Raw genomic sequence first — 23,546 nt, 5'->3', positions numbered from 1 at the left:
CGGCGCAACACCGACCGGATCACCCGTCCGGCCCGGATTAAACCTTTACAAAAATAAAAGGTTCCACATGACCCAGAAAGATGAACTCCAGCGCGGGCTGGGCGAACGGCATATTCGTCTCATGGCCCTCGGCGCGTGCATCGGCGTCGGCCTGTTCCTCGGTTCCGCCAAGGCCATCCAGATGGCCGGCCCGGCGATCATGCTCTCCTACCTCATCGGCGGTCTGGCGATCCTGGTGATCATGCGCGCCCTCGGCGAGATGGCCGTGCACAACCCGGTGGCCGGCTCGTTCAGCCACTACGCCAAGGAATACCTCGGCCCGCTGGCCGGCTTCCTGACCGGCTGGAACTACTGGTTCCTGTGGCTGGTGACCTGCGTCGCGGAAATCACCGCGGTGGCCATCTACATGCAGATCTGGTTCCCCGAAGTCCCGCGCTGGATCTTCGCCCTCGCCGCGTTGGCGAGCATGGGCGCGATCAACCTGGCCACGGTCAAGGCGTTCGGCGAGTTCGAATTCTGGTTCGCGCTGATCAAGATCGTCACCATCGTTGCGATGGTCGTCGCCGGCGCCGGGATGATTGTCTTCGGCCTCGGCAATGACGGCATCGCCACCGGCATCAGCAACCTCTGGGCGCACGGCGGCTTCATGCCGAACGGCATCACCGGTGTGCTGATGTCGCTGCAGATGGTGATGTTCGCCTACCTCGGCGTGGAGATGATCGGCCTCACCGCCGGCGAAGCGAAGAACCCGCAGAAGAGCATCCCGGGCGCGATCAACTCGGTGTTCTGGCGCATCCTGCTGTTCTACGTCGGCGCGCTGTTCGTGATCATGGCGATCTACCCGTGGAACGAAATCGGCACCCAGGGCAGCCCGTTCGTGATGACCTTCGAGCGCCTCGGCATCAAGACCGCGGCCGGCATCATCAACTTCGTGGTGATCACCGCTGCGCTGTCGTCCTGCAACGGCGGCATCTTCAGCACCGGGCGCATGCTCTACAGCCTGGCCCAGGACGGTCAGGCACCGAAGGCCTTCGCCAAGACCTCGAAGAACGGTGTGCCGCGCAACGCGCTGCTGCTGTCGATCGCCGCCCTGCTGCTGGGCGTGGTGCTCAACTACCTGGCGCCAGAGAAGGTGTTCGTCTGGGTGACCTCGATCGCCACCTTCGGTGCGATCTGGACCTGGGCGATGATCCTGATTGCCCAGCTGCGCTTCCGCCGCACCCTGAGCGCCGCGGAAACCGGCAAGCTGCAGTTCAAGATGTGGCTGACGCCGCTGAGCAACTACCTGGCGCTGGCGTTCCTCGCCCTGGTGGTAGGCCTGATGGCGTTCTTCGAGGACACCCGCATTGCGCTGTTCATCGGCCCGGCGTTTCTGATCCTGCTGGTGGTGCTGTACCGCACCTTCAAGCTCGGCGACAAGGAGCCGCTCGGTCAGCTGAGCGCGGCGTCCTGAGGCGTCTGAGTCAGTGAAAAAGCTCCGCTTCGGCGGGGCTTTTTTATGCCCGTGGATTGTCTCGGCTGGGCTACCGACCTGTAGGAGCGGATTTATCCGCGATGAGCGTCCGCAGTGCGCCGCCGGGTTCGCGAATGAATTCGCTCCTACAGGCCGCGCATCGTTAACCCTGGGCCGGCAGGGTAGCGAGAAAGGCGCGGATCTGTGCCTCGATCGCCGGCGTGTCGTCCGGCGCCAGAATCCGCCCGGCCAGCACGTGGTGCGCCGGGTCCTGGGACTCGGGGCGGGCGATCAGCTGCTTGTGCGGCGAGCCGAAGCGGGCGAAGGCCTGCTCGGTGCGTCGCGGGTCGACCACCTGGTCGTTCGGCGAGTAGATCACCAGCAGCGGCAGGCGCAGCTGCTCCAGCGGGCGCGCCTCGACATGCCGCACCAGTGCCATCATCGGCAGCAGCGCGGTGCTCGGGTAGCGGTGGCTCCAGTAGCGCGCCTGCTCGGCGTTGCGTGGCGTCCACTGGTAGTCGGCGCCGAGGATCAGCGGCACGAACTGGCGCGCCCAGGGCCAGGTCAGCACCGTCGAGGTCGGGTCGTGCGGGGCGAAGTTCGGCGAGATCAGCACGCCGGCGAGCAGCGCCTCGCTGCCCGGTTCGCCGGCCAGCCAGGTGGCCAGGGTGGCGCCGGTAGAGGTGCCGACCAGCAGCACCCGCTCGCCGAGCCGGCGGCCGATCGCCAGCGCCTCGCGGGCGTCGCGCAGCCAGGCGCCGGCAGTCGCCTCGGCCATCGCCGCCTCGCTGCGGCCGTGGCCGCTCAGGCGGGTGTAGAACAGATTGGCGCCGAGCTGGCGGGCCAGGTCGTCGGACAGCGGCGCGGTCTCCTGGCGGGTGGCGGAGAAGCCGTGCAGGTAGACCACCGCCAGCGCGGTGCGGCGGTGGTCGGGGTGGGCCCAGACGATGGTCTTCTCGGCACCGGGGACGATGTCGGGGAAGCGCGCTTCCTCGGCGGCCAGGTGGGCGTCGAGGTCGGCCGGCAGCGCCGCGGGTTGCAGCTGGGTGTCGACCGGCTCGCGCGGGCCGATGAAGAAGGTCAGCAGCAGGGCGGCGAGCAGTGGCAGGGTCCAGCGCAGGGAGCGACTCATGGCGTACCGGCAGTAGTGGCAAGGGGCCTCATGGATAGCCGGTTGCCGCGCCGCTGTCCATCCGCGCGCGCTGCTAAGTGCGCGCCTTCTGCACGTGGGCGAGCAGGCTGCGCAGCGGCGCCAGCTGCCGGCAGATCAGCGCCAGCTCGCTCTGCACCAGGCGGTGGCTGTCGTCGAGCTCCTCGGGCAACTGCTCGAGCTTGCGCGCCAGCGCTTCTTCCTCGTCTGACTGCACCGCCACCGGGGTCGCATCGCCGAGGTTGCTGGCCAGGCTGTCGAGGGTCGCGGCGAGGCGTTCGGCGGCGCTCAGCAGCAGCGTGTCGCTGGCGTCGGCGGCCAGGCTGGCGCGGTGCGCGCCGAGCGCCGAGAGATAGCCGAGCAGGGTGTGCGAGAGGACCAGGAAGCGGAAGCCGAGGTCGGCGTCGCGACGGAAGTGGCCGGGCTCCATGAGCATGCTGGCCAGGCTGCTGGACAGCGCCGCGTCGGCGTTGTGCGCGTTGCGCCGGGCCAGCCGGTAGGCCAGGTCGTCGCGCTTGCCGCTGGCGTACTGCAGCATGATCTGCCGCAGGTAGCGGGCGTTGCAGCTCAGCGTGTTGGCCAGCACGTTGGGCAGCTGGCGGCTCTGCCAGTCGGGCAGCACGAGGAATACCGCGAGGGCGGCGATCAGGCTGCCGAGCAGGGTGTCGACCAGCCGCGGCCAGAGCAGCCCGTAGCCGTTGCCGACCTGGTTGAAGCAGAACAGCACCATCAGGGTGATCGCCGCGGTGGCCAGGGTGTAGCGGCTGGTGCGGTTGGCGAAGAACACCACCCCGGCGATCAGGGCGAACAGCGACTGCAGGCGCGGGTCGGGGAACAGGTCGAACAGCGCCCAGCCGGCGGCCAGGCCGAGCACGGTGCCGACGATGCGCTGCGACAGCTTACGGCGCATGTCGCCGTAGTTGGGCTGGCAGACGAACACCGTGGTGAGCAGGATCCAGTAGCCCTGCTCAGCGTGAATCCAGTGCAGCACGCCGTAGCCGGCGGTCAGCGCCAGGGCCATGCGCAGCGCGTGGCGGAACTGCCGCGAGCTGGGCGTGAGCTGCAGGCGCACGCGTTCGAAGGCGTCCTTGAGGCTGCGCGGCGAACGGTCGAGCAGGCTGACGTCCTGGTCCTCGGCCAGCGCGTCCGGGTTGTTCGCCGCGGCGAGCTGCTGCTCGAGGGTGGCGAGGTTGGCGGTCAGCGCGCGCAGCGCGCGCAGCAGGTCGCGCCAGGCCGGGTTGTGCTGTGCGCGCAGGTGTTCGAGCGAGGCCTGCAGGTCGCGCATCGCCTGCGCGCTGTCGGCGCCGTAGTCGAACGGCTGGCGCAGCTGGATCGCCTCGCCGAGCTGGAAGCAGGCGCGCGCCTGCAGGCCGAGCAGGCGCTGGCAGCGGAACATCACGTCGCTGTGGAAGAACGCATCGGCCAGCGCGTGGTACGGCGAGTGCGAGGAACTGGCGCGCTCGTGGATGTCCTGGGCCATGAAGTAGAGCTTCAGGTAGCGGCTCACCTGCGGCCCCGGGCGGCCATTGCCGATGCGGTGCAGGAGGATTTCCTTGGCCGCGTTGAGCGCCGACACCAGCCGGCCGTTCTGCCGCGCCAGCTCCAGGCGCCGCGGCTCGAGGTCGAGGCCGCGCACCGGTTCGAGCAGCTGGGCCTTGAGGCGCAGGTAGCGGCCGAGTTCCTCGAACACCCGCGCCAGGCTGTGTTGCACCGGCTGGTGGGCGAACAGCGCGTTCCACAGCACCGAGAGCAGGCCGTACCAGGCGGCGCCACCGACCAGCAGCAGCGGCTCGCGCCAGAACTCGTCGAGCACCCCGCCGCGCTGGTCGACGCCGATCATGCTGTAGATCGACAGGATCAGCGTCGCCGAGGCGATCGCCGCGTAGCGCTCGCCGAGCGCGCCGAGCATCACCAGGCAGAACGCGGCCAGCGCCATGCTGGCGACGAACAGCGCGGGGTAGGGGAACAGCAGTTCGACGGCGACCGCCGCCACGGCGAAGCAGGCGAGGGTCACCAGCAGCGCCTGCAGGCGGCCGAGCCAGCTGTCGTCGGTCTCGGCGATGGCGCTGGCGATGATGCCGAGGAACAGCGGGATGACCAGGTTCGGCTGCTGCCACCACCAGCCGACCGCCATCACCCCGGCGAGGGCGATGGTCACCCGCAGGCTGTAGCTGAACTTGTCCTGGGCCCACAGGCGGCGCAGGGAGTGGCGAAGATCACGGGTGCGCATGGGCGAAAGCAGCCTGCCTTGGCGAACGGGATGAAGCTGATTATCGCCGCTGGCGCCGCCGTGGTTGAACTGTTTCGCGCGAAAGCGTGCGGTTAGCGCGCCGTTCCGCGCACTCGTATGCGCAAGCCGCGAAGCTCCACCAGACGCACGCCGACACGCCAGGCGAACAGCTTCTAAGCTCGAAGCAGGAATCGCCATCGGGGGAGGGGCAACATGGTCACACTCAAGGATCGCCGCAAGCTGGGCAAGGCCGCCCGCGACAAGTGCCCACGCAGCGCGCATGCCCAGCTCGGGCGCATCGACCGCGACCCGCTGCCGCTGATCGAGCAGTCCAGCGACGGCCGCGTCGGGCCGCTGGTGGCGCTGCGCTACGGGCGCATGCTGGTCTCGCCGTTCACCTTCTACCGCGGCAGCGCGCTGCTGCAGGCCCATGACTTGTCCGGCACGCCGAACATGGGCCTGCTCGCGCCGATCTGTGGCGACGCGCACCTGATGAACTTCGGCGGCTTCGCCACCCCGGAACGCAACCTGCAGTTCAGCGTCAACGACTTCGACGAAACCCACCCCGGCCCTTGGGAGTGGGACCTCAAGCGCCTGGTGGCGAGCTTCATGATCGCCGCCCAGGACCTGCGCCACAGCGCCGAGGACGCCGAGCGCCTGTGCCGCGAGGTGGTCGCCAGCTACCAGCAGGGCATGGCCGGCTACGCCGAGCAGGGAGCGCTGGAGGTCTGGTACGACAGCCTGGAGCTGCAGGAGCTGCTCGAAACCGCGCCGAGCAAGGCCGCCCTGGCGCTGGTCGAGCGCACCATCGCCAAGGCCGGGCGGCGCACCCACGCCGAGCTGCTGCCGAAGATCAGCCTGCGCGACGAGCAGGGCCGCCTGCTGATCCGCGACGACCTGCCGGAGATCTTCCACCTGCACGAGCAGAGCACGTTGCTCGACAAGAACGACGACTGGATGAAGCTCAAGCACTGGCAGCCGCTCTACGACGGCTTCATGCGCGACTACCGCAGCACTCTGCAGGGCGACCGCCGCGAGCTGCTGGCGCGCTTCGAGGTGCAGGACCTGGTGTTCAAGGTGGTTGGCGTTGGCAGCGTCGGCACCCGCTGCCTGGTGGCGCTGCTCACCGATCACCTCGAGCAGCCGCTGTTCCTGCAGTTCAAGGAGGCGCGCGCCTCGGTGCTGGCCGGCTTCGTCAAGGCCAAGAGCCGCCTGCGCCACCAGGGCCAGCGTGTGGTCGAGGGCCAGCGCCTGATGCAGTCGGCCAGCGACCTGTTCCTCGGCTGGACCACCGGCCCCAGCGGCCGGCACTTCTACGTGCGCCAGCTGCGCGACATGAAGGTCTCCGCCGAGCTGGAGACCTTCGATGTGGAGAGCTTCGTCGGTTATGCGCAGGTCTGCGGCAGCTGCCTGGCGCGCGCCCACGCCAAGGCTTCGGGCGCGGCGGCGGAAATCAGTGGCTACATCGGCAAGAGCGATGCGTTCGCCGATGCGCTGGTCGACTACGCACGGGCCTACGCCAAGCACAACGAGCTGGATTTCGAGCGTTTCCAGCAGGCCTGCCGGCAGGGCAAGCTGCAGGCGCGCACCGAGGCGGACTTTACCGCCGACCATTTGCCCTAGGCCGTCCGGCCCGCGGGCCGCCGGGTGCTGTCGGCTATCCTTCTGGTATCAGCCACCGTTGCAGGGAGGCGGGTGGCCCGGTTGGCAGGAGGGCCCATGAGCAAGCACCCGCTGTGGAGTGCGCTGCTACTGTTGCTGCTGGTCAGCGTGTCGGGCGCCGCGTTCGGCGCCGCGCCGCCGGTCGCAGTGCTGACGGTCGACGACGCGATCGGCCCGGCCACCGCCGACTACCTGGTGCGCGGCCTGGACAAGGCGGCGCAGGAGCAGGCGCAGCTGGTGGTGATCCGCATGGACACCCCTGGCGGGCTGGACAGCTCGATGCGCGCGATCATCAAGGCGATCCTCGCCAGCCCGGTGCCGGTGGCCACCTTCGTCACCCCCGGTGGCGCGCGGGCGGCCAGCGCCGGCACCTACATCCTCTACGCCAGCCACGTCGCGGCGATGAGCCCGGGCACCAACCTCGGTGCGGCGACTCCGGTGCAGCTCGGCGGCGTGCCCGGTGCGCCGGACAAGCCGGCCGGCGACAAACCCGCCAAGCCGGACAGCAAGGCCGACGACTCCAACGAAGCGACCCTGACGCGCAAGCAGGTCAACGACGCCGCCGCCTACATCCGCGGCCTCGCCCAGTTGCGCGGGCGCAACGCCGAGTGGGCCGAGCGCGCGGTGCGCGAGGCGGTCAGCCTGCCCGCCGAGGAAGCGCTGAAGCAGCGGGTCATCGACCGGGTGGCCAGCGACCTGCCGGCGCTGCTCAGCCAGCTCGACGGCCAGACACTGAAGACCGCGCGCGGCGAGGTCGTGCTGCATACCGCCGGCGCGCCGCTGGTCGAGCACGCGCCGGACTGGCGGGCCCGCCTGCTGGCGGTGATCACCAATCCCAGCGTGGCGCTGATCCTGATGATGATCGGCATCTACGGGCTGATCTTCGAGTTCGCCAACCCCGGCTCGGCGATCGGCGGGGTGGTCGGTGGCATCTGCCTGATCCTCGGCCTGTACGCCCTGCAGCTGCTGCCGGTGAGCTACGCCGGCATGGCCCTGGTGCTGCTCGGCCTGGCGCTGATGGCCGCCGAGGCGTTCATGCCGAGCTTCGGCGCGCTCGGCCTGGGCGGCGTGGTGGCCTTCGTGGTCGGCGCGGTAATCCTCATCGACACCGAGGTGCCCGGCTTCGGCATTCCGTTGCCGCTGATCGTCGGCCTGGCGCTGGCCAGCGCGGCGCTGATCATCGGCGTGGTCGGCGTGGCCCTGCGCGCGCGGCGCGATGCGCCAGTCAGCGGCGACGCCGGGCTGGTCGGCAGCCTCGCCGCGGTGGCCGCGGTGCAGGCGGACGACCCGCTGGGCGGCTGGGTGCAGTTGCAGGGCGAGCGCTGGCAGGTGCGCAGCAGCGCGCCGTTGTGGCCCGGCCAGCGGGTCCGCGTGGTGGCCCGCGAGGGCCTGCGTCTGGCGGTCGAAGCGGCGGATAACCCGGCGCACACAGGAGAATGACCATGGGTTTCACACTGACGTTCGCACCGCTGCTGGTCATCGCGCTGGTGCTGCTGGTCTCGGCGTTTCGCGTGCTGCGCGAGTACGAGCGCGGCGTGGTGTTCCAGCTCGGCCGCTTCTGGCGGGTCAAGGGTCCGGGGCTGGTGCTGCTGATCCCGTTCATCCAGCAGATGGTGCGTGTCGACTTGCGCACCGTGGTACTCGACGTGCCGCCGCAGGACGTGATCACCCGTGACAACGTGTCGGTCAAGGTCAACGCGGTGATCTACTTCCGCGTCCTAGATCCGCAGAAGGCGATCATCCAGGTCGAGGACTTCCTCGGCGCCACCAGCCAGTTGGCCCAGACCACCTTGCGCGCGGTGCTCGGCAAGCACGAGCTGGACGACCTGCTCGCCGAGCGCGAACGGCTCAATGCCGACATCCAGCAGGTGCTCGACGCGCAAACCGACGCCTGGGGCATCAAGGTCGCCAACGTGGAGATCAAGCACGTCGACCTCAACGAATCGATGATCCGTGCCATCGCCAAGCAGGCCGAGGCCGAGCGGGAACGGCGCGCCAAAGTGATCCACGCCGAGGGCGAGCTGCAGGCCTCGGAGAAGCTCATGCAGGCCGCCGAAATGCTCAACCGCCAGGCCGGCGCCATGCAGCTGCGCTACATGCAGACGCTGAGCAGCATCGCCGGCGACAAGAGCTCGACCATCGTCTTCCCGCTGCCGATCGAGCTGTTGCAGGGCATGACCGAGATGAAGGGCAAGAGCTAAGGGCGCGGCTGTAGGAGCGAATTCATTCGCGATGCGCGGCGCCGTCGATCGCGAATGAATTCGCTCCCACGGAAGCACACGGCGCCACTGTGCGCCCTGGGATGGCCGCGATTTTCAGGGAAATCCCCCAAAACCCGGGCGATCTTCAGGGCAGGCGGCGGGCTGGGCTTCCTAGACTTTCAGGCACACCCGTCCACGGGAGCTTCGCCATGCGCATCGGTATCCCCAAGGAAATCAAAGTCCACGAGTACCGCGTCGGCCTCACCCCGCAGTCGGTGGCCGAGCTGGTCGGCCACGGCCACGAGGTGTGGGTGCAGAGCCACGCCGGCGCGGCGATCGGCTTCAGCGACGCCGACTACCAGAGCGCCGGCGCGCGCATCGTCGGCGAGGCCACCGAGGTGTTCGACGCCGCCGAGCTGATCGTCAAGGTCAAGGAGCCGCAGGCCAAGGAACGCGCCATGCTGCGCGCCCACCACACGCTGTTCACCTACCTGCACCTGGCCCCGGACCGCCCGCAGACCGACGAGCTGCTGGCCAGCGGCGCCACCTGCATCGCCTACGAAACCGTCACCGACGCGCAGGGCCGCCTGCCGCTGCTGGCACCGATGTCCGAGGTGGCCGGACGCATGTCGATCCAGGCCGGCGCGCACTGTCTGGAAAGCGCCCAGGGTGGGCGCGGCGTGCTGCTCGGCGGGGTGCCCGGAGTGGCGCCGGGCAAGGTGGTGATCCTCGGCGGCGGGGTGGTCGGCAGCCACGCGCTGGCCATGGCGGTCGGCCTCGGTGCCGAGGTCTGCGTGCTGGACAAGAGCGTCGATGCGCTGCGCCGCCTCGACACCCAGTTCGGCAACCGCATCGCCACCCTGTACTCGACGCGCACCGCGGTCACCGAGCAGGTGCTGGGCGCCGACCTGGTGATCGGCGGCGTGCTGATCCCCGGTGCCGCCGCGCCCAAGCTGATCACCGCGGAGATGGTCGCGCGAATGAAGAGCGGCGCGGTGCTCGTCGACGTGGCCATCGACCAGGGCGGCTGCGCGGAAACGTCGCGGCCGACCACGCATGCCGAGCCGACCTACAAGGTCGACGGCGTGGTGCATTACTGCGTGGCCAACATGCCCGGCGGGGTGGCGCGCACCTCGACCCTGGCGCTCAACAACGCCACCCTGCCGTTCGTCCTGGCGCTGGCCGACAAGGGCGTGCGCCGTGCGCTGGAGGACGACGTGCACCTGCGCCACGGCCTCAACGTGGCCAAGGGCGCGCTGACCTACAGTGGCGTCGCCGAGGCGCACGGGCTGACCTATCGGCCAGCGGAAGAGCTGTTGGCGCGTTTGTAGGGTGGTTGGCACGCGGGCACTGGTTGTCGGGCAGCGCTGGAGCGTCCGTGCCGCGCAATCCACTGGCGAAGTTGGCTCGGCCGCGAACGATGGGTATCGCTGCGCTCAACCCATCCTACGTCCCTGTTGTAGGAGCGAATTCATTCGCGATGCAGGCGGATCGGAGGCCATCCATCGCGAATGAATTCGCTCCTACAGAGAGTGCCTAGGCCGCAGCCGGGAGGTGGCTATGCACAGTGTGTTGTACAGCCGGCGTCGCTTTCTCGGCGGCTGCCTGAGTGCCGCGGTGGTCCTGGGCGCGCCGCTGGCGGTGGGGGAATTGCTGACCACGCCACCGCAGAGCCTCGGACCGTTCTACCCCGCGCAGCTGCCGCTGGATCGCGACAACGACCTGCTGCGCGTCGCCGGCCAGACGGTCGCTGCGCTTGGTGAGCCGGTGCAGTTGCACGGGCGCATCCTCGATGCGCGTGGCGAGCCACTCGGTCGCGCGCTGGTGGAAATCTGGCAGGCCGACAGCCACGGCGTGTACCTGGCGCAGGGCGGCAATCGCCGCGATGCCGGCTTCCAGGGCTATGGCTGTTTCGAGACGGCGAGCGGCGGCGAGTACCGCTTCCGCACCCTGCGCCCGCGGCCCTACCCGGGGCGCACCGCACACATCCACATGGCGGTGACGCTGCCCGGCCAGCCGCGCTTCGTCACCCAGTGCTACGTGCGCGGCGAGCCGGGCAACGCCGGCGACTACCTGCTCAGCGCGGTGGCGCCAGAGGCGCGTGAACGGCTGCTGGCGGATTTCCTGCCGGCCGGCGACGGCGAGCTGGCGGCACGCTTCGACATCGTCCTCGGCCTGACCCCGGCGGATGCGTAGCGGCGTGCGCCGCTAGACATACTGCGCCGCGGCGAATGCCGAGGCCCAGGCCCACTGGAAGTTGAAGCCGCCGAGGTGGCCGGTGACGTCGAGCACTTCGCCGATGAAGTACAGCCCCGGCGCCTTCTGCGACTCGAAGGTCTTCGACGACACCTCGCGGGTGTCGATGCCGCCGAGGGTCACTTCCGCGGTGCGGTAGCCCTCGGTGCCAGCCGGCACCAGGCGCCAGGCGGCGAGCCGCTCGGCGACCGCCTGCAGCTCGGCGGCGCTGTACTGCTTGAGCGGCTTGGAGTCGAACCACTGCTCGGCGAGCAGGCCGGCCATCTTCTTGGTGAACAGCTCGGCAAGCAGGGTCTTCAGCTCGGTGTTCGGCCGCGCCTGCTGCTGCTCGGCCAGCCACACGGGCAGGTCGATGTGCGGCAGCAGGTTGATCTCGATGGCGTCGCCGGCCTGCCAGTACGAGGAGATCTGCAGGATCGCCGGGCCGCTGAGGCCGCGGTGGGTGAACAGGATGTTCTCGCGGAACGTCTGGCCGTTGCAGCTGACCAGGCAATCCTCCACCGAAGTGCCGGACAGCTCGCCGCACAGCGCCTTGAGCTGCGGTTCGGTGATGGTGAACGGCACCAGTCCGGCGCGGGTCGGCAGCACGTTGTGGCCGAACTGCTTGGCCACCTGGTAGCCGAAGCCGGTGGCGCCGAGGGTAGGGATCGACAGCCCGCCGGTGGCGATCACCAGCGACTGGCAGGCCATCGGCCCGGCGCTGGTGTGCAGCCGGTAGCCGCCGTCGACCTTGTCGATCTGCTCGATACTGGTATTCAGGCGCAGCTCGACGCCGCTCTCGTCGCACTCGATCAACAGCATCTCGAGGATGTCGCTGGACTTGCGGTCGCAGAACAGCTGGCCGAGTTTCTTCTCGTGGTAGGGCACGTCGTGCTTGACCACCAGCTCGACGAAATCCCACTGGCTGTAGCGCGCCAGCGCCGACTTGCAGAAGTGCGCGTTGTGCGAGAGGAAGTTGCCCGGCTCGGTGTACATGTTGGTGAAGTTGCAGCGCCCGCCGCCGGACATGAGGATCTTCTTGCCGGCCTTGTTGGCGTGGTCGAGCAGCAGCACGCGGCGGCCGCGCTTGGCGGCGTGCTGCGCGCACATCAGGCCGGCGGCGCCGGCGCCGAGGATGATGACGTCAGTGGTGAGCACGGGAATTCCCTGGACAGAAGGCGGGAGCGCCAGCGGCCACTCCACGAAGGCGCGCAGTTTACTCCAGGCGGGCGGCGTGCGGCGGCGGCCACCGGGCGGAGAGTGACGCTCGTGCCAACTCGGTGCTACAACGTCACTAACCCACGGCGACTCTGTGGGCACCACAAGGAACGAGCAGATGTCCCGTATTCTTCTGCTGTTGCTCTGCATGGCGCTGGGCCTGGCGGCCCGCGCCGAACCGCTGCGTCTGGTGGCCGACCCCTGGCCGCCGTTCACTGACATCCACCTGCCCAACCGCGGCCTCGCCGGCGACCTGGTCAGCAGCGCGCTGGACCGCGCCGGCTACACCCTCGACTACAGCGAAAAGCCCTGGGCGCGCGCCCTGCACGAGTTGCAGAGCGGCGCCTGCGACGTGCTGGTCGACGCCTGGTACAGCCCCGAGCGTGCCGCCTACGCGCTGTATTCCGAGCCCTATCTGGTCAACCGCATCCGCCTGTTCCAGCGGCGTGGCGCGGCGATCCCGTTCAGCAGCCTGGCCGATTTGCGCGGTCGCTCGATCGCGGTGGTGCGTGGCTACAGCTACGCGCCGGCGTTCGACAACGACCCGGCGCTGCAACGCGTGCCGGTGATCGACTTCGAGATGGGGGCGCGGATGCTCGCCGCCGGGCGCGTCGAGCTGTTCGTCGAGGATGAGTGGGCCGCGCAGTTCCACCTGCAGCGCAGCCTGCCGGAGTTGCGTGAGCAGTTCGACACGCTGCCGCGGCCGCTGGCCGAGAACGGCCTGCACATCCTGGTGCGCAAGAGCCACCCGCAGGCGGCGCAGATCGTCGCGGCGTTCAACCGCGCGCTGCAGGCGATGCGCGACGACGGCAGCTACGCGCGCATCGTCGCCGCCCACGAGGTTACAGCGCGCGCACCTTGAACGAGCGGCCCTTGATCTTGCCTTCGCGCAGGCGCTGCAGGGCGACCTGGGCGATGCCGCGCTCGACCGCCACATAGGCCTGGTAGTCGAACAGCGCGATCTTGCCGATCTGCGTGCCGGCCAGGCCGCCTTCGCCGGTCAGCGCGCCGAGGATGTCGCCGGGACGCAGCTTGTCCTTGCGCCCGCCGGCGATCACCAGGCTGTGCATCGGCGGCAGCAGCGGCTCGCCGTTGTCCTTCAGGCCGCCGAGCGGCAGCCAGGTCAGTGGGTTGCCTTGCAGCTCCTCGATGGCCTGCGCGCGTTTGGCTTCGGCCGGCGCCACCAGGCTGACCGCCAGACCGGATTCGCCGGCGCGGCCGGTGCGGCCGATGCGGTGGATGTGCACTTCCGGATCGCGGGTCAGCTCGACGTTGAGCACCAGCTCCAGGCCGGCGATGTCCAGGCCGCGCGCCGCCACGTCGGTGGCCACCAGCACGCTGAGGCTGCGGTTGGCGAACATGCTCAGCACCTGGTCGCGGTCGCGCTGTTCGAGGTCGCCGTGCAGCGCGGCGGCGGAAATTTTCTCGGCATCCAGGCGCGCGGCCAGCTCGTCGCACTGCTGGCGGGTGGCGCAGAAGGCCACCGCCGGCTGCTTGCGGAAATGCCGCAGGACGCGCACCGCGGCGTCGAAGCGCTGCTTGCCGTCGATCTCGTAGAAACGCTGCTCGATCTGGCTGTCGGCGTGCTGCGCCTCGACTTCGACGCGCTGCGGTTTCTTCATGAAGCGCGCGGCGAGCTGCTCGATGCCGGCCGGGTAAGTGGCGGAGAACAGCAGGGTCTGCCGCTTGGCCGGGGTCTGCTCGATGATCTCGGCGATGCTGTCGTAGAAGCCCATGTCGAGCATGCGGTCGGCTTCATCGAGCACCAGGGTGTTGAGCCCGTCGAGCTTCAGGGTGCCCTTGCGCAGGTGCTCCTGGATGCGTCCCGGGGTGCCGACGATGATGTGCGCGCCGTGCTCCAGCGAGCCGATCTGCGGGCCGAACGGCACGCCGCCGCACAGGGTCAGCACCTTGATGTGATCGGCGGCGCGCGCCAGGCGGCGGATTTCCTTGGCCACCTGGTCGGCCAGTTCGCGGGTCGGGCAGAGCACCAGCGCCTGGCAGCCGAAGTAGCGCGGATTGAGCGGATCGAGCAGGGCGATGCCGAACGCCGCGGTCTTGCCGCTGCCGGTCTTGGCCTGGGCGATCAGGTCGTGGCCCTTGAGCATCAGCGGCAGGCTCTGCGCCTGGATCGGGGTCATCTGCTCGTAGCCGAGGGTGGCCAGGTTGCTGAGCATGGCGGCGGAGAGCGGCAGGGTGGCGAAGGTGGTGGTCACGGCGAACGGCCTGGGGAAGCGGAAATGGCGCGTAGTTTAACAGGCCGGGCGTGTCTGGCTTGTCTCCGTCCCTCACCGGAACGCCGGCCGCCCCAACCCTCTCCCGAGGGGAGAGGGAGCTGCACTGTGCCAGTTGCGGTCAACGAGCCAGCCGGCAACTCCGTCAATGCCCTCTCCCTCCGGGAGAGGGCTAGGGTGAGGGGCGGCCTTTCCCGTTACTCCTCGCCCACCGCCTCGACCTTGCGCGCGCTGCGCCCGTCCTCGCCGGTCAGCTGCAGGAAGATCGCCGCGGCCAGCATGGTCAGCAGGCCGACGCACAGGAAGGTGGCCTGGAAGGCGCCGAGCACGCTGTCGACCTCCTGACCGATCGACGCGGTGAAGCCGCCGAGCAGCGCCGCCGCGCACGCCACACCGAGGCTCAGCGACAGCTGGGCGACCACCGACAGCAGGCTGTTGCCGCTGCTCGCCGAGCGGTCGTCGAGGTCGATCAGCGTCACGGTGTTCATCGCGGTGAACTGCAGCGAGTTAATCCCGCCGAGCACCGCGAGCTGGAGCAGCAGCAGCCAGTACGGATGCTGCGGGTCGATCAGCGCCAGACTGCACAGGCCCACGCCGAGCGCCAGGGTGTTGCCGGTCAACACCGCGCGGTAGCCGAAGCGTTCGATCAGCCGCCGCGCCAGGCCCTTGGCGACCATCGCCGAGATCGCCAGGGGAATCATGCTCATCCCCGCGGTGGCCGGCGAGTAGCCGAGCGCCACCTGCAGCAGCAGCGGCACGAGGAACGGCAGGGCGCCGCTGCCGAGGCGGGCGAACAGGTTGCCGAGGATGCCGACCGCGAAGGTGCGGGTGTGGAACAGTCGCGGGGCGAACAGCGGTTGTTCGAGGCGCCCGGCGCGCAGCCAGTAGGCGGCCAGGCAGGCCAGCCCGGCGAACAGCAGGAGCAGCACGCGCAGGTGCGGCAGGTGCAGCTCGCCGAGGCCTTCGAGGGCGATGGTGATCAGCACCATGGCGGCGCCGAACAGCAGGAACCCGGGGGTATCGAAGCGGCTGCGTTCCGGACCGCGCAGGTCGGGCATCACACTCAGCGCGGCGACGCAGCCGAGCGCGCCGACCGGCAGGTTGATCAGGAAGATCCAGTGCCAGCTGGTGTACTCGACCAGCCAGCCGCCGAGGGTCGGGCCGATCAGCGGGCCGAGCAGGCCGGGGATGGTGACGAAGCCCATGATCCGCACCAGCTCGGTCCGCGGGTAGGCGCGCAGCACCATCAGCCGGCCGACCGGCAGCATCAGCGCGCCGCCGAGGCCCTGCACCACGCGCGCGCCGACCAGCTGCGGCAGGCTGTGCGACAGCGCGCAGAGCAGCGAGCCGAGGCTGAACAGCAGGATCGCGCCGAAGAACACCCGCCGGGTGCCGAAGCGGTCGGCGATCCAGCCCGAGGCGGGGATCAGCAGTGCCACGGTGAGCATGTAGGAGATCACCACCGACTGCATGCGCAGCGGGTCTTCGGCGAGGTCGCGGGCCATCGACGGCAGGGCGGTGTTGAGGATGGTGCCGTCGAGGGTCTGCATGAAGAAGGCGATCGCCACGATCCACGGCAGCAGGCGGGCGGTGCGGGCGTCGAGCGGGAGCGAGCTGGGCATGATGATCCTTGAGGCGGCGTCCGAGGGCACTGTAGGCCGGCGTAGAGCGGCTGGCCAGTATTACGCGGCGGCGACTGGACAAGCCGCGGCCTGGCGCCGCAAGGTGAGCGGGCTTTAATGGAATGGCCGTTCGGGTCGCTTGTCTGCAGCAGCGGACGCGTCCGTCCTCCCCTCTGCCGTGAGACTGTCGATGCGCACGCTGTGTACCTTGCTCTGGCTGATGCTCGCGCCCGTCGCCGTGGCGGCGCCGTGGTACCCGGTGCCGCTCGAGGTCGACGGCCAGCTGCGCCCCTATCAGCCGCTGGCGAATGCCAGCCAGCCCTGGCGCGTGTGCGCGCTGCTGCCGCAGGGCAAGGACCGCTACTGGTGGGGGGTGGCCTGGGGGCTGGCCGAGGAGGCCAAGCGCCAGGGTGTGCAGCTGGGTATCTACGAGGCCGGCGGCTACCAGTACGCGAACATGCAGCAGGCGCAACTGGCGCGCTGCCGGCAGCTCGGCGTGGATGCGGTGCTGGTCGGGGCGATCAGCGCCGATGGCCTGTGCGCCGACATCGACCAGTTGCGCCGGCGTGGCGTGGCGGTCATCGACCTGATCAACCGCACCGATTGCGCCGGGGTGCGCGCCCACTCGCGCGGCGACTTCGCGCAGATGGTCAAGGCGGCGTTCGCCTACATCCGCGAGGACAGCGGCGAGCGGCCGATTCGCGTCGGCTGGCTGCCGGGCCCGGAGGATGCCGGCTGGGTGCTGGACGGCGAACGGGGCCTGGCCGAGGCGCTGGTCGGCAGCCAGGTGACCCTGGTGGCGGGCGGCCACGGCGCCGCGGACCGCGCCACCCAGGCGCGTCTGGTGCGCGAGCTGCTGGCCCAGGCGCCGGATCTCGATTACCTGCTGGCGAATGCCGAGGCGGCGGACTTCGCCGCGCAGTTGCTGCACGGCGACGGCGGCAAGGGCGGCCCGCAGGTGGTGGCGGTGTATGCCAACGACCGGGTGCTGGAGTCCATCATCGCCGGGCGCATCCTCGCCGCGCCGACCGACTCGCCGGTGCTGCAGGCACGCGTGGCCATCGACCTGGCGGTGCGCGCGCTGGAGCGTCGTGACCTGCCGAGACTGGTCAGCCCGCCGATCCAGATGCTCGACCGCCACAGCGTCGCGGGCTTCGACCGCACGCGGTTGATCCAGCCCGACGGGCAGTGGATGGTGCGTCAGGAGTTGCCGGAGTGAGGGCGTGGGGTACGCGGCGCTAGCCTGTGGGCAGTGGCACACAGCGCTGGTCGGGCGACACTCTGCCCCTCACCCCGACCCTCTCCCGAAAGGAGAGGGAGTTTCCGTGTGCAGCGCGCAGCACCACCTAGGACACCACCGCCGGCGCCTGGCCGAGCAGCGCGTGGTACAGCTCGTGATCATCCAGCAGGCCGACGATGCGTCCCTGCTCCTGCAGCACCAGCGGGTGGCGGGTACGGTAGCGCACCTGCAGGGCGTCGCGCATGACGATGCGCGCATCGACCAGGGTCGGCTGGTGCAGCAGTTCGCTGAGCGGCTGGCCGGGCGCCCACTGCTGCAGGGTCAGCGGCTGGTCGCCGCGTCGCGCGCCAAGCGGTTGCTGCTGGCTGTCGAAATCCACCCAGCAGTCCTGTTCGTGATCCAGGCAGATGGTGCCGAGGCTCGCCTCGCCATTCAGCGGGCGCATCAGGCTGCGCCCGCTGAGCACGTCGAGCGGGTTGGTGTGGGCGACGAAGTTGCGCACGTAGTCGTCCGCCGGGCTGAGCAGGATGTCCTCCGGCCGGCCATGCTGGACGATCCGCCCGTCCTTCATGATGGCGATGCGGTTGCCCAGCTTGAGCGCCTCGTCGAGGTCGTGGCTGACGAACACGATGGTCTTGTGCAGACGACGCTGCAGGTCGAGCAGCTCGTCCTGCAGCTGCTGGCGGATCAGTGGGTCGAGCGCCGAGAAGGGTTCGTCCATCAGCAGGATGTCGGCGTCCATGGCCAGTGCGCGGGCCAGCCCGACGCGCTGCTGCATGCCGCCGGACAGTGCGGCCGGGCGTTTGTCGCGCCACTGGCCGAGGCCGACCAGCTCGAGCTTGTCGGCCACTCGGCGACGCCGCTCGGCCGGCGCCACACCCTGCAGCTCGAGACCGAAGCCGATGTTCTCGGCCACCGTCAGCCAGGGCAGCAGGGCGAACTGCTGGAACACCATGGCGATGCGCCGGGTGCGCAGCGCCTTGAGCTCGGCGCCGCTACAGGCGGCCAGGTCGAGACGCCGACCGTCGTGTTCGATCAGCAGGTGACCGCGGCTGATCCGGTTGAGGCCGTTGATGCAGCGCAGCAGGCTGGATTTGCCCGAGCCGGAGAGGCCCATCAGCACGCAGATTTCGCCGCGCGCGATGCCCAGGCTGACGCCGGCCACCGCCACCAGCTGGCCGCTGCGGGCGAAGATCGCGTCGCGCGAGTGGCCGGCGTCGAGCAGTTGCAGGGCACGGCGCGGGCGCTTGCCGAACACCAGGTCGACCTGCTCGAAGCGGATCAGGCTCATGCGCCGACCTCCCGCACCCGCGGTGCCGGCGGCTTGCACACGCGGTCAAGGAGGATCGCCAGCAACACGATGGCCAGCCCCGCCTCGAAGCCGAGGCCGACGTCGGCGGTGTTCAGCGCATTGACCACCGGCCGGCCGAGGCCGTCGGCGCCGACCAGCGCGGCGATCACCACCATCGACAGCGACAGCATGATGCACTGGGTGATGCCGGCGGCGATGCTCGGCATGGCGTGCGGCAGCTCGATGCGGGTCAGCAGCTGGCGCCGCGAGCAGCCGAACGCACGACCGGCGTCGAGCAGCTCGTGGGGCACGCCGAGGATGCCCAGGCAGGTCAGGCGGATCGGCGCGGCGACGGCGAACACCACGGTGGAGATAAGCCCGGGCACCACGCCGAGGCCGAACAGGGTCAGGGTGGGGATCAGGTAGACGAAGGTAGGCACGGTCTGCATCAGGTCGAGCAGCGGCCGCAGCAGGGTGTAGAAGCGCGGCCGGTGCGCGGCGAGGATGCCCAGCGGCACACCAATGGCAACGCACAGCAGGGTGGCGAACAGCACCAGGGCGAGGGTTTCCAGGGTCTCCTGCCAGTAGCCGAGGTTGCGGATCAGCAGCAGCGCCAGCACGCAGAACAGGGTCAGCCCCCAGCGCCGCTGCAGCCAGTGGGTGAGCACGGCGAACAGGCCGATCAGCAGCAGCGGCGGGAACCACAGCAGGCCGTCGGTGACGCCGCGGATCAGCCATTCGAGGGTGCTGGAAATGGCGTCGAAGTAGGCGGCGCCATGCCGGGTCAGCCAGTCGACGCCGGCGGTGACGCGGTCACCGAGGGGCAGTTTGTCGTCGAGGGTCATCGGCTCACGGCGCCAGTTTGGCCTGGGCGATGCCCAGCGCCGGCTGGCCGTCGCGGCTGCTCACCCCGCTGAGCCAGGCTTCCAGCGCCTGCGGATTGGCCTGCAGCCAGGCGCGCGCGGCGTCGCGCGGCTTCTGCTTGCCGTCGAGCACCGCGCCCATCAGCTGGTTCTCCATGTCCAGGCTGAACACCAGGTTGCTCAGCAGCCGCCCGACGTTCGGGCATTCGGCGACGTAGCCCTTGCGCACGTTGGTGTACACCGTGGCGCGGCCGTAGTCGGCGCCGAAGAACTCGTCGCCGCCGGTCAGGTACTTGAGCTGCAGCTGGGTGTTCATCGGGTGCGGTTCCCAGCCGAGGAACACCAGCCACTCCTGCTTGCGCTGCGCGCGGCGCACCTGGGCGAGCATCGCCGCCTCGCTGGATTCGACCAGCTTGAACTTGCCGAGCTGGAAGGCGTTCTTGTCGATCATGCTCTGGATCAGGCGGTTGCCGTCGTTGCCCGGCTCGATGCCGTACAGCTTGCCGTCGAGCTTGTCCTTGAAGCGGGCGATGTCGGCGAAGTCGTGCAGGCCGCCGTCATACACGTAGGCCGGCACCGCCAGGGTGTACTTGGCGCCTTCCAGGTTGGCGCGCAGGGTTTCCACCGAACCCTGGTCGCGGTAGCGCTTGATGTCGTTTTCCATGGTCGGCATCCAGTTGCCGAGGAACACGTCGATGTCCTTGTTGGCCAGCGAGCGGTAGGTCACCGGCACCGAGAGCATGCGCGTCTTGGTCTGGTAGCCGAGCGCTTCCAGCACTTCGCTGGCGACCGCGGTGGTGACGCTGATGTCGGTCCAGCCGACGTCGGCGAAGCGTACCGTGGCGCAGGACGCCGGTTCGGCCGCGCCGGCAGCCAGCGGCGACAGGCCGAGCAGTGCGGCCAGCAGAAGCGAGACAGCGGATTTCATCGAGGGACTCTCCTGTCACGGTGGACCGCACGGTGCTGATCATCTGACCGGCCGGCGGGCGGATGGTTTGTACGGCGGCGTCAGTCGGCGCCGGGGCGTTGGGCCTGCACCCAGTAACTCTGCTTGTGGCCGCGCGCGCTGAAGTCGCGGGCCAGCGCCTCGGCGACCTGCCGTGACAGGCCGTCACGGACGAGGAACTGGTTGCCGTTGTCGTCCAGGCGCAGCACGCACCAGCGCTGCGCGGCGGCGTGCGGCGCAGCGTTCATGCGCCGAGGCTGACGGTGCGGCGCAGGCGCCAGGCGAGCATCACCAGCAGCACGCCGAAGATCACCGCGTAGACGCCGATCAGCCAGACCATGGCGATCGCCCCGGCACCGGGGAACACCAGCAGGAACAGGCCGAACAGCAGCGACACCGCACCGGACAGGCCCAGCCACCATTCGTTTTCCAGCAGCATGCGCACGCGCAGCGCGGCGATGATCTGCAGCGCGCCGATGGCGATGGCCCAGATGGCGATCAGCATCAGCAGGCCCAGCGCGGTGAGCGCCGGCCAGAACAGCGCCGCCAGCCCGGCGACCACGCCGAGCAGGCCGACCACCAGCAGCGGCCACAGCGGTTCGCCTTCATGGCGCATGCGCCAGGCACCGATCAGTGAGAACACTCCGTCGACCAGCGCATAGGCACCGAAGATCACCACCAGCACGGTCAGTGCCAGGCCCGGCCAGCTCAGTGCCAGCAGGCCGAACAGCACAGCGGCGACGCCGCGCAGGGCGATCCATTTCCAGTGTTGGCCCAGATCGAGCCACAGCGGGTGATAGGTCATGGTCGTTCTCCTCACGAGCCCTTCCTCCTATCAACGATAGTCGCTCGCCCCCGGCCCTGCGTGCGCGGCGGCGCAGCGGTCGGCGGGCCACAAAAAAGCCCCGCGTGCCGAGGGCCGCGGGGCTGCTGGGTGGGTGGCCGGATGCCCGGCCGGACGCTCAGGTGATGTCGAAGCGCAACATCATCGCGTGGTCTTCGTGGATCAGGTTGTGGCAGTGCATTACGTAGCGGCCCTTGAAGTCGCGGAAGCGCAGGAACACCCGCACGTCCTCGAACTCATGCAGCACGTAGACGTCCTTGCGCCCACCCTCGTAGTCGGGGATCGGCGTGCTCACCCCCTTGGTCTTGCGACTGATGATCCGGCCTTCCTCGAAGTGGATGTGCACCGGGTGTTCCCAGCCGTCCTCGAGGTTGGCCAGCTCCCAGATCTCGCCGCTGCCGATCGGGATGTCGGCGCGCGACTGGGCGACGTTGACGATCTTCTCGTTGATCGCCCACAGCCCGCCGGACCGGGTGAACTCCCAGCGCCTTACCGGCAGCGCGGCCAGCTCGGCGGCAGTCGGCAGCGGCGGCAGCGGCCGCAGGTTGTCCGGCACCTTGCTCTTGTCCTTGGCGACGCCGGTGGGGATGGGCCGGTCGACCTTGAACTTGAGCACCTTCGGCCCGCTTTCCTGGACGTCCTTGGGATTGCGGGTGTCTTCCTGGCGCATGCGGTTGATCAGGTACAGCTCGGTGCCCACCGGGAACTTCGAGAAATCGACGACGATATCGCCGCGCTCGGCGACGCCGAGGATCACCACGGTTTTGTTGCGCAGGGTCTTGGGCAGCAGGTTGCCGTCGTTGGCGATGTAATCGAAGGTCACCAGCTTGTTGGTGCGCCCGTCGAGCAGGGAGAAGGCGTAGAAGCGGCTCGGCCCGGCATTGAGCAGGCGGAAACGGTATTTGCGCGCGGTGACCTTGAGCAGCGGCTCGATCTTGCCGTTGATCACCACCTTGTCGCCCAGCGTGCCTTCCGGGTTGAACTGGTCGAACACCAGGCGACGGTCGGCGTCGAAGCGCCGGTCGATAAAGGCCAGCGGGTAGTCGTAGTCGCCGCTCGGCAGGCACAGGCCGGTGGTCTCGTCGCCGCTGTCGAGCTCGTCGTGCAGCAGGTAGAAGCCGAACAGGCCCTTGTAGGTATTCGACGCGGTGAAGTCCAGGCAGTGGTCGTGGTACCACAGGGTGCCGAGCGCCTCGCGCGGATCGCCCTTGGTCGCCGGGTACTGGTCATAGCCGGCATACACGTTGGGGTAGAAGTGGTCCTTGAACTGCCCGGCGCCGAGCAGGGTCGGCCCGGACTTGGTGGCGCTGTAGAAGTCGCCGGGGAAACCATCGCTTTCCGAGGGCGCATGCAGGTTGTGCAGGTGGGTGGAAATTTCCGGGCTGCCGAAGTTGCGCAGCGCCTGCGCCGGGCTGTTGGTCGGGTCGGTCGGGGTGGCCGGCAGGTCGTTGTAGATGCGGCAGATGCACGAGCGGCCGTAGCGCTGGGTGATCAGCGGCCCGGGGATGCTCGGCGCGCTGAAGCTGCCGTCCGCCTTGCGGCCGGAAAAACCCCAGATTTTCTGGTCGAACGGGTACTGCTGGTGGAATTGCCAGTTGCCTTCACGGGCACGCAGTTCGTAGTACAGGGGATCGATACACAATTCGTCATAGCGCTGGTGGCTGTCGCGTCCAGCCTCGTTGCGCGCAGTGTTGCGATCCTTCTGCGGGTAGGGGTCGAGGCTCGCGCCGTCCAGCGCCTCGAGGCGGTTGGTCCAGGCGCGCGGCAGTTCGTCCAGCCAGGGCGTGGTCGCCGGGCTCGGCGGCAGGTTCAGTGGCGGGAGTTCGGCGGCCTGGCTCGGCCGGCTGCGCAGCAGCCACGGCGCGGCGAGGGCCGCGCCGCCAAGTTTGAGGAAGGTGCGGCGATCCCCCGGCTGAATGGCCGGGGCCTTGGGTGTTGTGGGCTTTCTGAGTTTCATGGCGATGGCTCTCTGCAGGAGGCTTTCGCTGACCACATCGACGTGCTCTTGAATGGCTGCTGTCAGCTTGGAGAATCGACACGGGCGGTTGCCGGGCGGGGTGCTCGGCCGTTCGGCAACCGGGGTGGTTGCTAGCGGGGTGGCGCGTGGAAATGCTCCAGGAACGGGGGCGACACGCTGGGGTGGACCTGGGCCGGCTTCATGCTCTGCTCCTGGTCTGGCCATTGGGCACACGCTGATCGGCAGCCCTGTCCATGGCGAGAGAAAGTCAAAAAAATGCCTTGTCTTAATAAAAGACTGTTCTCGTTATGTAAGCAATTGTTTGTTAAGGGATTGCTAGATCGTTGTGGCGTAATGAAATAAGACTTTAGTCTTAAACGATCTGCTGTCCAGTGGTGCA

19 protein-coding genes are annotated in these 23,546 nt (G+C 69.0%); 8 read left to right on the top strand and 11 right to left on the bottom strand.

The features are described from left to right. Positions 1-67 precede the first annotated feature (67 nt). Positions 68-1,453 carry an amino acid permease gene (locus tag JQX08_RS16490; protein ID WP_205349504.1) on the top strand — a complete coding sequence of 462 codons (1,386 nt, stop codon included), beginning with the start codon at positions 68-70 and terminating at the stop codon, positions 1,451-1,453. A 163-nt stretch (positions 1,454-1,616) separates the two neighbouring features. Here JQX08_RS16490 and JQX08_RS16485 read toward each other — a convergent pair whose 3' ends face one another. Further along, positions 1,617-2,585, bottom strand: a complete 969-nt coding sequence (locus JQX08_RS16485) for an alpha/beta hydrolase (RefSeq protein WP_205349503.1) — start codon at positions 2,583-2,585, stop codon at positions 1,617-1,619. A 73-nt stretch (positions 2,586-2,658) separates the two neighbouring features. Beyond that, positions 2,659-4,833 (bottom strand): YccS family putative transporter, encoded by a 2,175-nt coding sequence (gene yccS / locus JQX08_RS16480; RefSeq protein WP_205349502.1) that lies wholly within the window; start codon positions 4,831-4,833, stop codon positions 2,659-2,661. Between the two features lie 213 nt (positions 4,834-5,046). Here yccS and JQX08_RS16475 point away from each other — a divergent pair, with 213 nt between their 5' ends. From JQX08_RS16475 to JQX08_RS16455, 5 genes are all read left to right on the top strand, one after another. Beyond that, the gene (locus JQX08_RS16475) at positions 5,047-6,456 is read left to right on the top strand and encodes a DUF2252 domain-containing protein (RefSeq protein ID WP_205349501.1); all 1,410 of its coding nucleotides are present in this window, start codon (positions 5,047-5,049) and stop codon (positions 6,454-6,456) included. 96 nt (positions 6,457-6,552) lie between these two features. Further along, entirely contained in the window at positions 6,553-7,935 is a 1,383-nt protein-coding gene (locus tag JQX08_RS16470) for an NfeD family protein (RefSeq protein ID WP_205349500.1), read from the top strand. 2 nt (positions 7,936-7,937) lie between these two features. Beyond that, positions 7,938-8,696 (top strand): slipin family protein, encoded by a 759-nt coding sequence (locus JQX08_RS16465; RefSeq protein WP_205349499.1) that lies wholly within the window; start codon positions 7,938-7,940, stop codon positions 8,694-8,696. Between the two features lie 209 nt (positions 8,697-8,905). After that, a complete protein-coding gene (gene ald, locus JQX08_RS16460) occupies positions 8,906-10,027 on the top strand; it encodes an alanine dehydrogenase (RefSeq protein ID WP_205349498.1) in 1,122 nt (373 codons plus the stop codon). Between the two features lie 229 nt (positions 10,028-10,256). Further along, positions 10,257-10,892, top strand: coding sequence for a dioxygenase family protein (locus tag JQX08_RS16455; protein WP_205349497.1), 636 nt, complete (start codon positions 10,257-10,259; stop codon positions 10,890-10,892). 12 nt (positions 10,893-10,904) lie between these two features. On the opposite strand, the gene JQX08_RS16450 is transcribed toward JQX08_RS16455, so the two are convergent. Next, a complete protein-coding gene (locus JQX08_RS16450) occupies positions 10,905-12,089 on the bottom strand; it encodes an aminoacetone oxidase family FAD-binding enzyme (RefSeq protein WP_205349496.1) in 1,185 nt (394 codons plus the stop codon). 178 nt (positions 12,090-12,267) lie between these two features. Here JQX08_RS16450 and JQX08_RS16445 point away from each other — a divergent pair, with 178 nt between their 5' ends. Then, the gene (locus JQX08_RS16445; protein ID WP_205349495.1) at positions 12,268-13,011 is read left to right on the top strand and encodes a substrate-binding periplasmic protein; all 744 of its coding nucleotides are present in this window, start codon (positions 12,268-12,270) and stop codon (positions 13,009-13,011) included. Here JQX08_RS16445 and dbpA read toward each other — a convergent pair. Together dbpA and mdtD are read right to left on the bottom strand one after the other, a co-directional pair. Beyond that, positions 12,992-14,326 carry an ATP-dependent RNA helicase DbpA gene (gene dbpA, locus JQX08_RS16440; RefSeq protein WP_239482233.1) on the bottom strand — a complete coding sequence of 445 codons (1,335 nt, stop codon included), beginning with the start codon at positions 14,324-14,326 and terminating at the stop codon, positions 12,992-12,994. The genes JQX08_RS16445 and dbpA overlap by 20 nt on opposite strands. A gap of 254 nt (positions 14,327-14,580) precedes the next feature. Further along, positions 14,581-16,005 (bottom strand): multidrug transporter subunit MdtD, encoded by a 1,425-nt coding sequence (mdtD, locus tag JQX08_RS16435; RefSeq protein ID WP_205349493.1) that lies wholly within the window; start codon positions 16,003-16,005, stop codon positions 14,581-14,583. Positions 16,006-16,195: 190 nt separating this feature from the next. On the opposite strand from mdtD, the gene torT reads away from it, so the two are divergent. Next, positions 16,196-17,224: a TMAO reductase system periplasmic protein TorT gene (gene torT / locus JQX08_RS16430; protein WP_205349492.1), complete on the top strand. Its 1,029-nt coding sequence runs from the start codon at positions 16,196-16,198 to the stop codon at positions 17,222-17,224. 127 nt (positions 17,225-17,351) lie between these two features. Here the strand turns inward: torT and choV are convergent, their stop codons facing one another. The 6 genes from choV to JQX08_RS16400 form a co-directional block, all read right to left on the bottom strand. After that, positions 17,352-18,536 carry a choline ABC transporter ATP-binding protein gene (gene choV / locus JQX08_RS16425; protein WP_205349491.1) on the bottom strand — a complete coding sequence of 395 codons (1,185 nt, stop codon included), beginning with the start codon at positions 18,534-18,536 and terminating at the stop codon, positions 17,352-17,354. Next, positions 18,533-19,381, bottom strand: a complete 849-nt coding sequence (choW, locus tag JQX08_RS16420) for a choline ABC transporter permease subunit (RefSeq protein ID WP_205349490.1) — start codon at positions 19,379-19,381, stop codon at positions 18,533-18,535. The genes choV and choW overlap by 4 nt, the downstream gene beginning before the upstream one ends. Before the next feature lie 4 nt (positions 19,382-19,385). Next, positions 19,386-20,327 carry a choline ABC transporter substrate-binding protein gene (locus tag JQX08_RS16415; protein ID WP_205349489.1) on the bottom strand — a complete coding sequence of 314 codons (942 nt, stop codon included), beginning with the start codon at positions 20,325-20,327 and terminating at the stop codon, positions 19,386-19,388. A gap of 80 nt (positions 20,328-20,407) precedes the next feature. Next, entirely contained in the window at positions 20,408-20,593 is a 186-nt protein-coding gene (locus JQX08_RS16410; RefSeq protein WP_205349488.1) for a hypothetical protein, read from the bottom strand. Then, positions 20,590-21,150, bottom strand: coding sequence for an HdeD family acid-resistance protein (locus tag JQX08_RS16405; RefSeq protein ID WP_205349487.1), 561 nt, complete (start codon positions 21,148-21,150; stop codon positions 20,590-20,592). The genes JQX08_RS16410 and JQX08_RS16405 overlap by 4 nt, the downstream gene beginning before the upstream one ends. Before the next feature lie 157 nt (positions 21,151-21,307). Beyond that, positions 21,308-23,146 carry a multicopper oxidase family protein gene (locus tag JQX08_RS16400; protein ID WP_205349486.1) on the bottom strand — a complete coding sequence of 613 codons (1,839 nt, stop codon included), beginning with the start codon at positions 23,144-23,146 and terminating at the stop codon, positions 21,308-21,310. Positions 23,147-23,546 lie beyond the last annotated feature (400 nt).

It is taken from the genome of Zestomonas insulae, assembly GCF_016901015.1.
In the GTDB taxonomy this organism is placed as follows: Bacteria; Pseudomonadota; Gammaproteobacteria; order Pseudomonadales; family Pseudomonadaceae; genus Aquipseudomonas; species Aquipseudomonas insulae.
The sequence above is the reverse complement of the archived record's forward strand: the minus strand, read 5'-3'. Positions and strand labels throughout refer to the sequence as shown.

Excerpts from the sequence above, each read along its gene's own strand:
- choW (WP_205349490.1), bottom strand. The coding sequence starts at position 19,381 with ATGACCCTCGACGACAAACTGCCCCTCGGTGACCGCGTCACCGCCGGC.
- JQX08_RS16465 (WP_205349499.1), top strand. The coding sequence starts at position 7,938 with ATGGGTTTCACACTGACGTTCGCACCGCTGCTGGTCATCGCGCTGGTG.
- dbpA (WP_239482233.1), bottom strand. The coding sequence starts at position 14,326 with ATGCTCAGCAACCTGGCCACCCTCGGCTACGAGCAGATGACCCCGATC.
- JQX08_RS16470 (WP_205349500.1), top strand. The coding sequence starts at position 6,553 with ATGAGCAAGCACCCGCTGTGGAGTGCGCTGCTACTGTTGCTGCTGGTC.
- JQX08_RS16415 (WP_205349489.1), bottom strand. The coding sequence starts at position 20,327 with ATGAAATCCGCTGTCTCGCTTCTGCTGGCCGCACTGCTCGGCCTGTCG.
- JQX08_RS16445 (WP_205349495.1), top strand. The coding sequence starts at position 12,268 with ATGTCCCGTATTCTTCTGCTGTTGCTCTGCATGGCGCTGGGCCTGGCG.
- mdtD (WP_205349493.1), bottom strand. The coding sequence starts at position 16,005 with ATGCCCAGCTCGCTCCCGCTCGACGCCCGCACCGCCCGCCTGCTGCCG.
- yccS (WP_205349502.1), bottom strand. The coding sequence starts at position 4,833 with ATGCGCACCCGTGATCTTCGCCACTCCCTGCGCCGCCTGTGGGCCCAG.
- JQX08_RS16490 (WP_205349504.1), top strand. The coding sequence starts at position 68 with ATGACCCAGAAAGATGAACTCCAGCGCGGGCTGGGCGAACGGCATATT.
- JQX08_RS16410 (WP_205349488.1), bottom strand. The coding sequence starts at position 20,593 with ATGAACGCTGCGCCGCACGCCGCCGCGCAGCGCTGGTGCGTGCTGCGC.
- JQX08_RS16400 (WP_205349486.1), bottom strand. The coding sequence starts at position 23,146 with ATGAAACTCAGAAAGCCCACAACACCCAAGGCCCCGGCCATTCAGCCG.
- ald (WP_205349498.1), top strand. The coding sequence starts at position 8,906 with ATGCGCATCGGTATCCCCAAGGAAATCAAAGTCCACGAGTACCGCGTC.
- JQX08_RS16475 (WP_205349501.1), top strand. The coding sequence starts at position 5,047 with ATGGTCACACTCAAGGATCGCCGCAAGCTGGGCAAGGCCGCCCGCGAC.
- JQX08_RS16485 (WP_205349503.1), bottom strand. The coding sequence starts at position 2,585 with ATGAGTCGCTCCCTGCGCTGGACCCTGCCACTGCTCGCCGCCCTGCTG.
- JQX08_RS16405 (WP_205349487.1), bottom strand. The coding sequence starts at position 21,150 with ATGACCTATCACCCGCTGTGGCTCGATCTGGGCCAACACTGGAAATGG.
- JQX08_RS16455 (WP_205349497.1), top strand. The coding sequence starts at position 10,257 with ATGCACAGTGTGTTGTACAGCCGGCGTCGCTTTCTCGGCGGCTGCCTG.
- torT (WP_205349492.1), top strand. The coding sequence starts at position 16,196 with ATGCGCACGCTGTGTACCTTGCTCTGGCTGATGCTCGCGCCCGTCGCC.
- choV (WP_205349491.1), bottom strand. The coding sequence starts at position 18,536 with ATGAGCCTGATCCGCTTCGAGCAGGTCGACCTGGTGTTCGGCAAGCGC.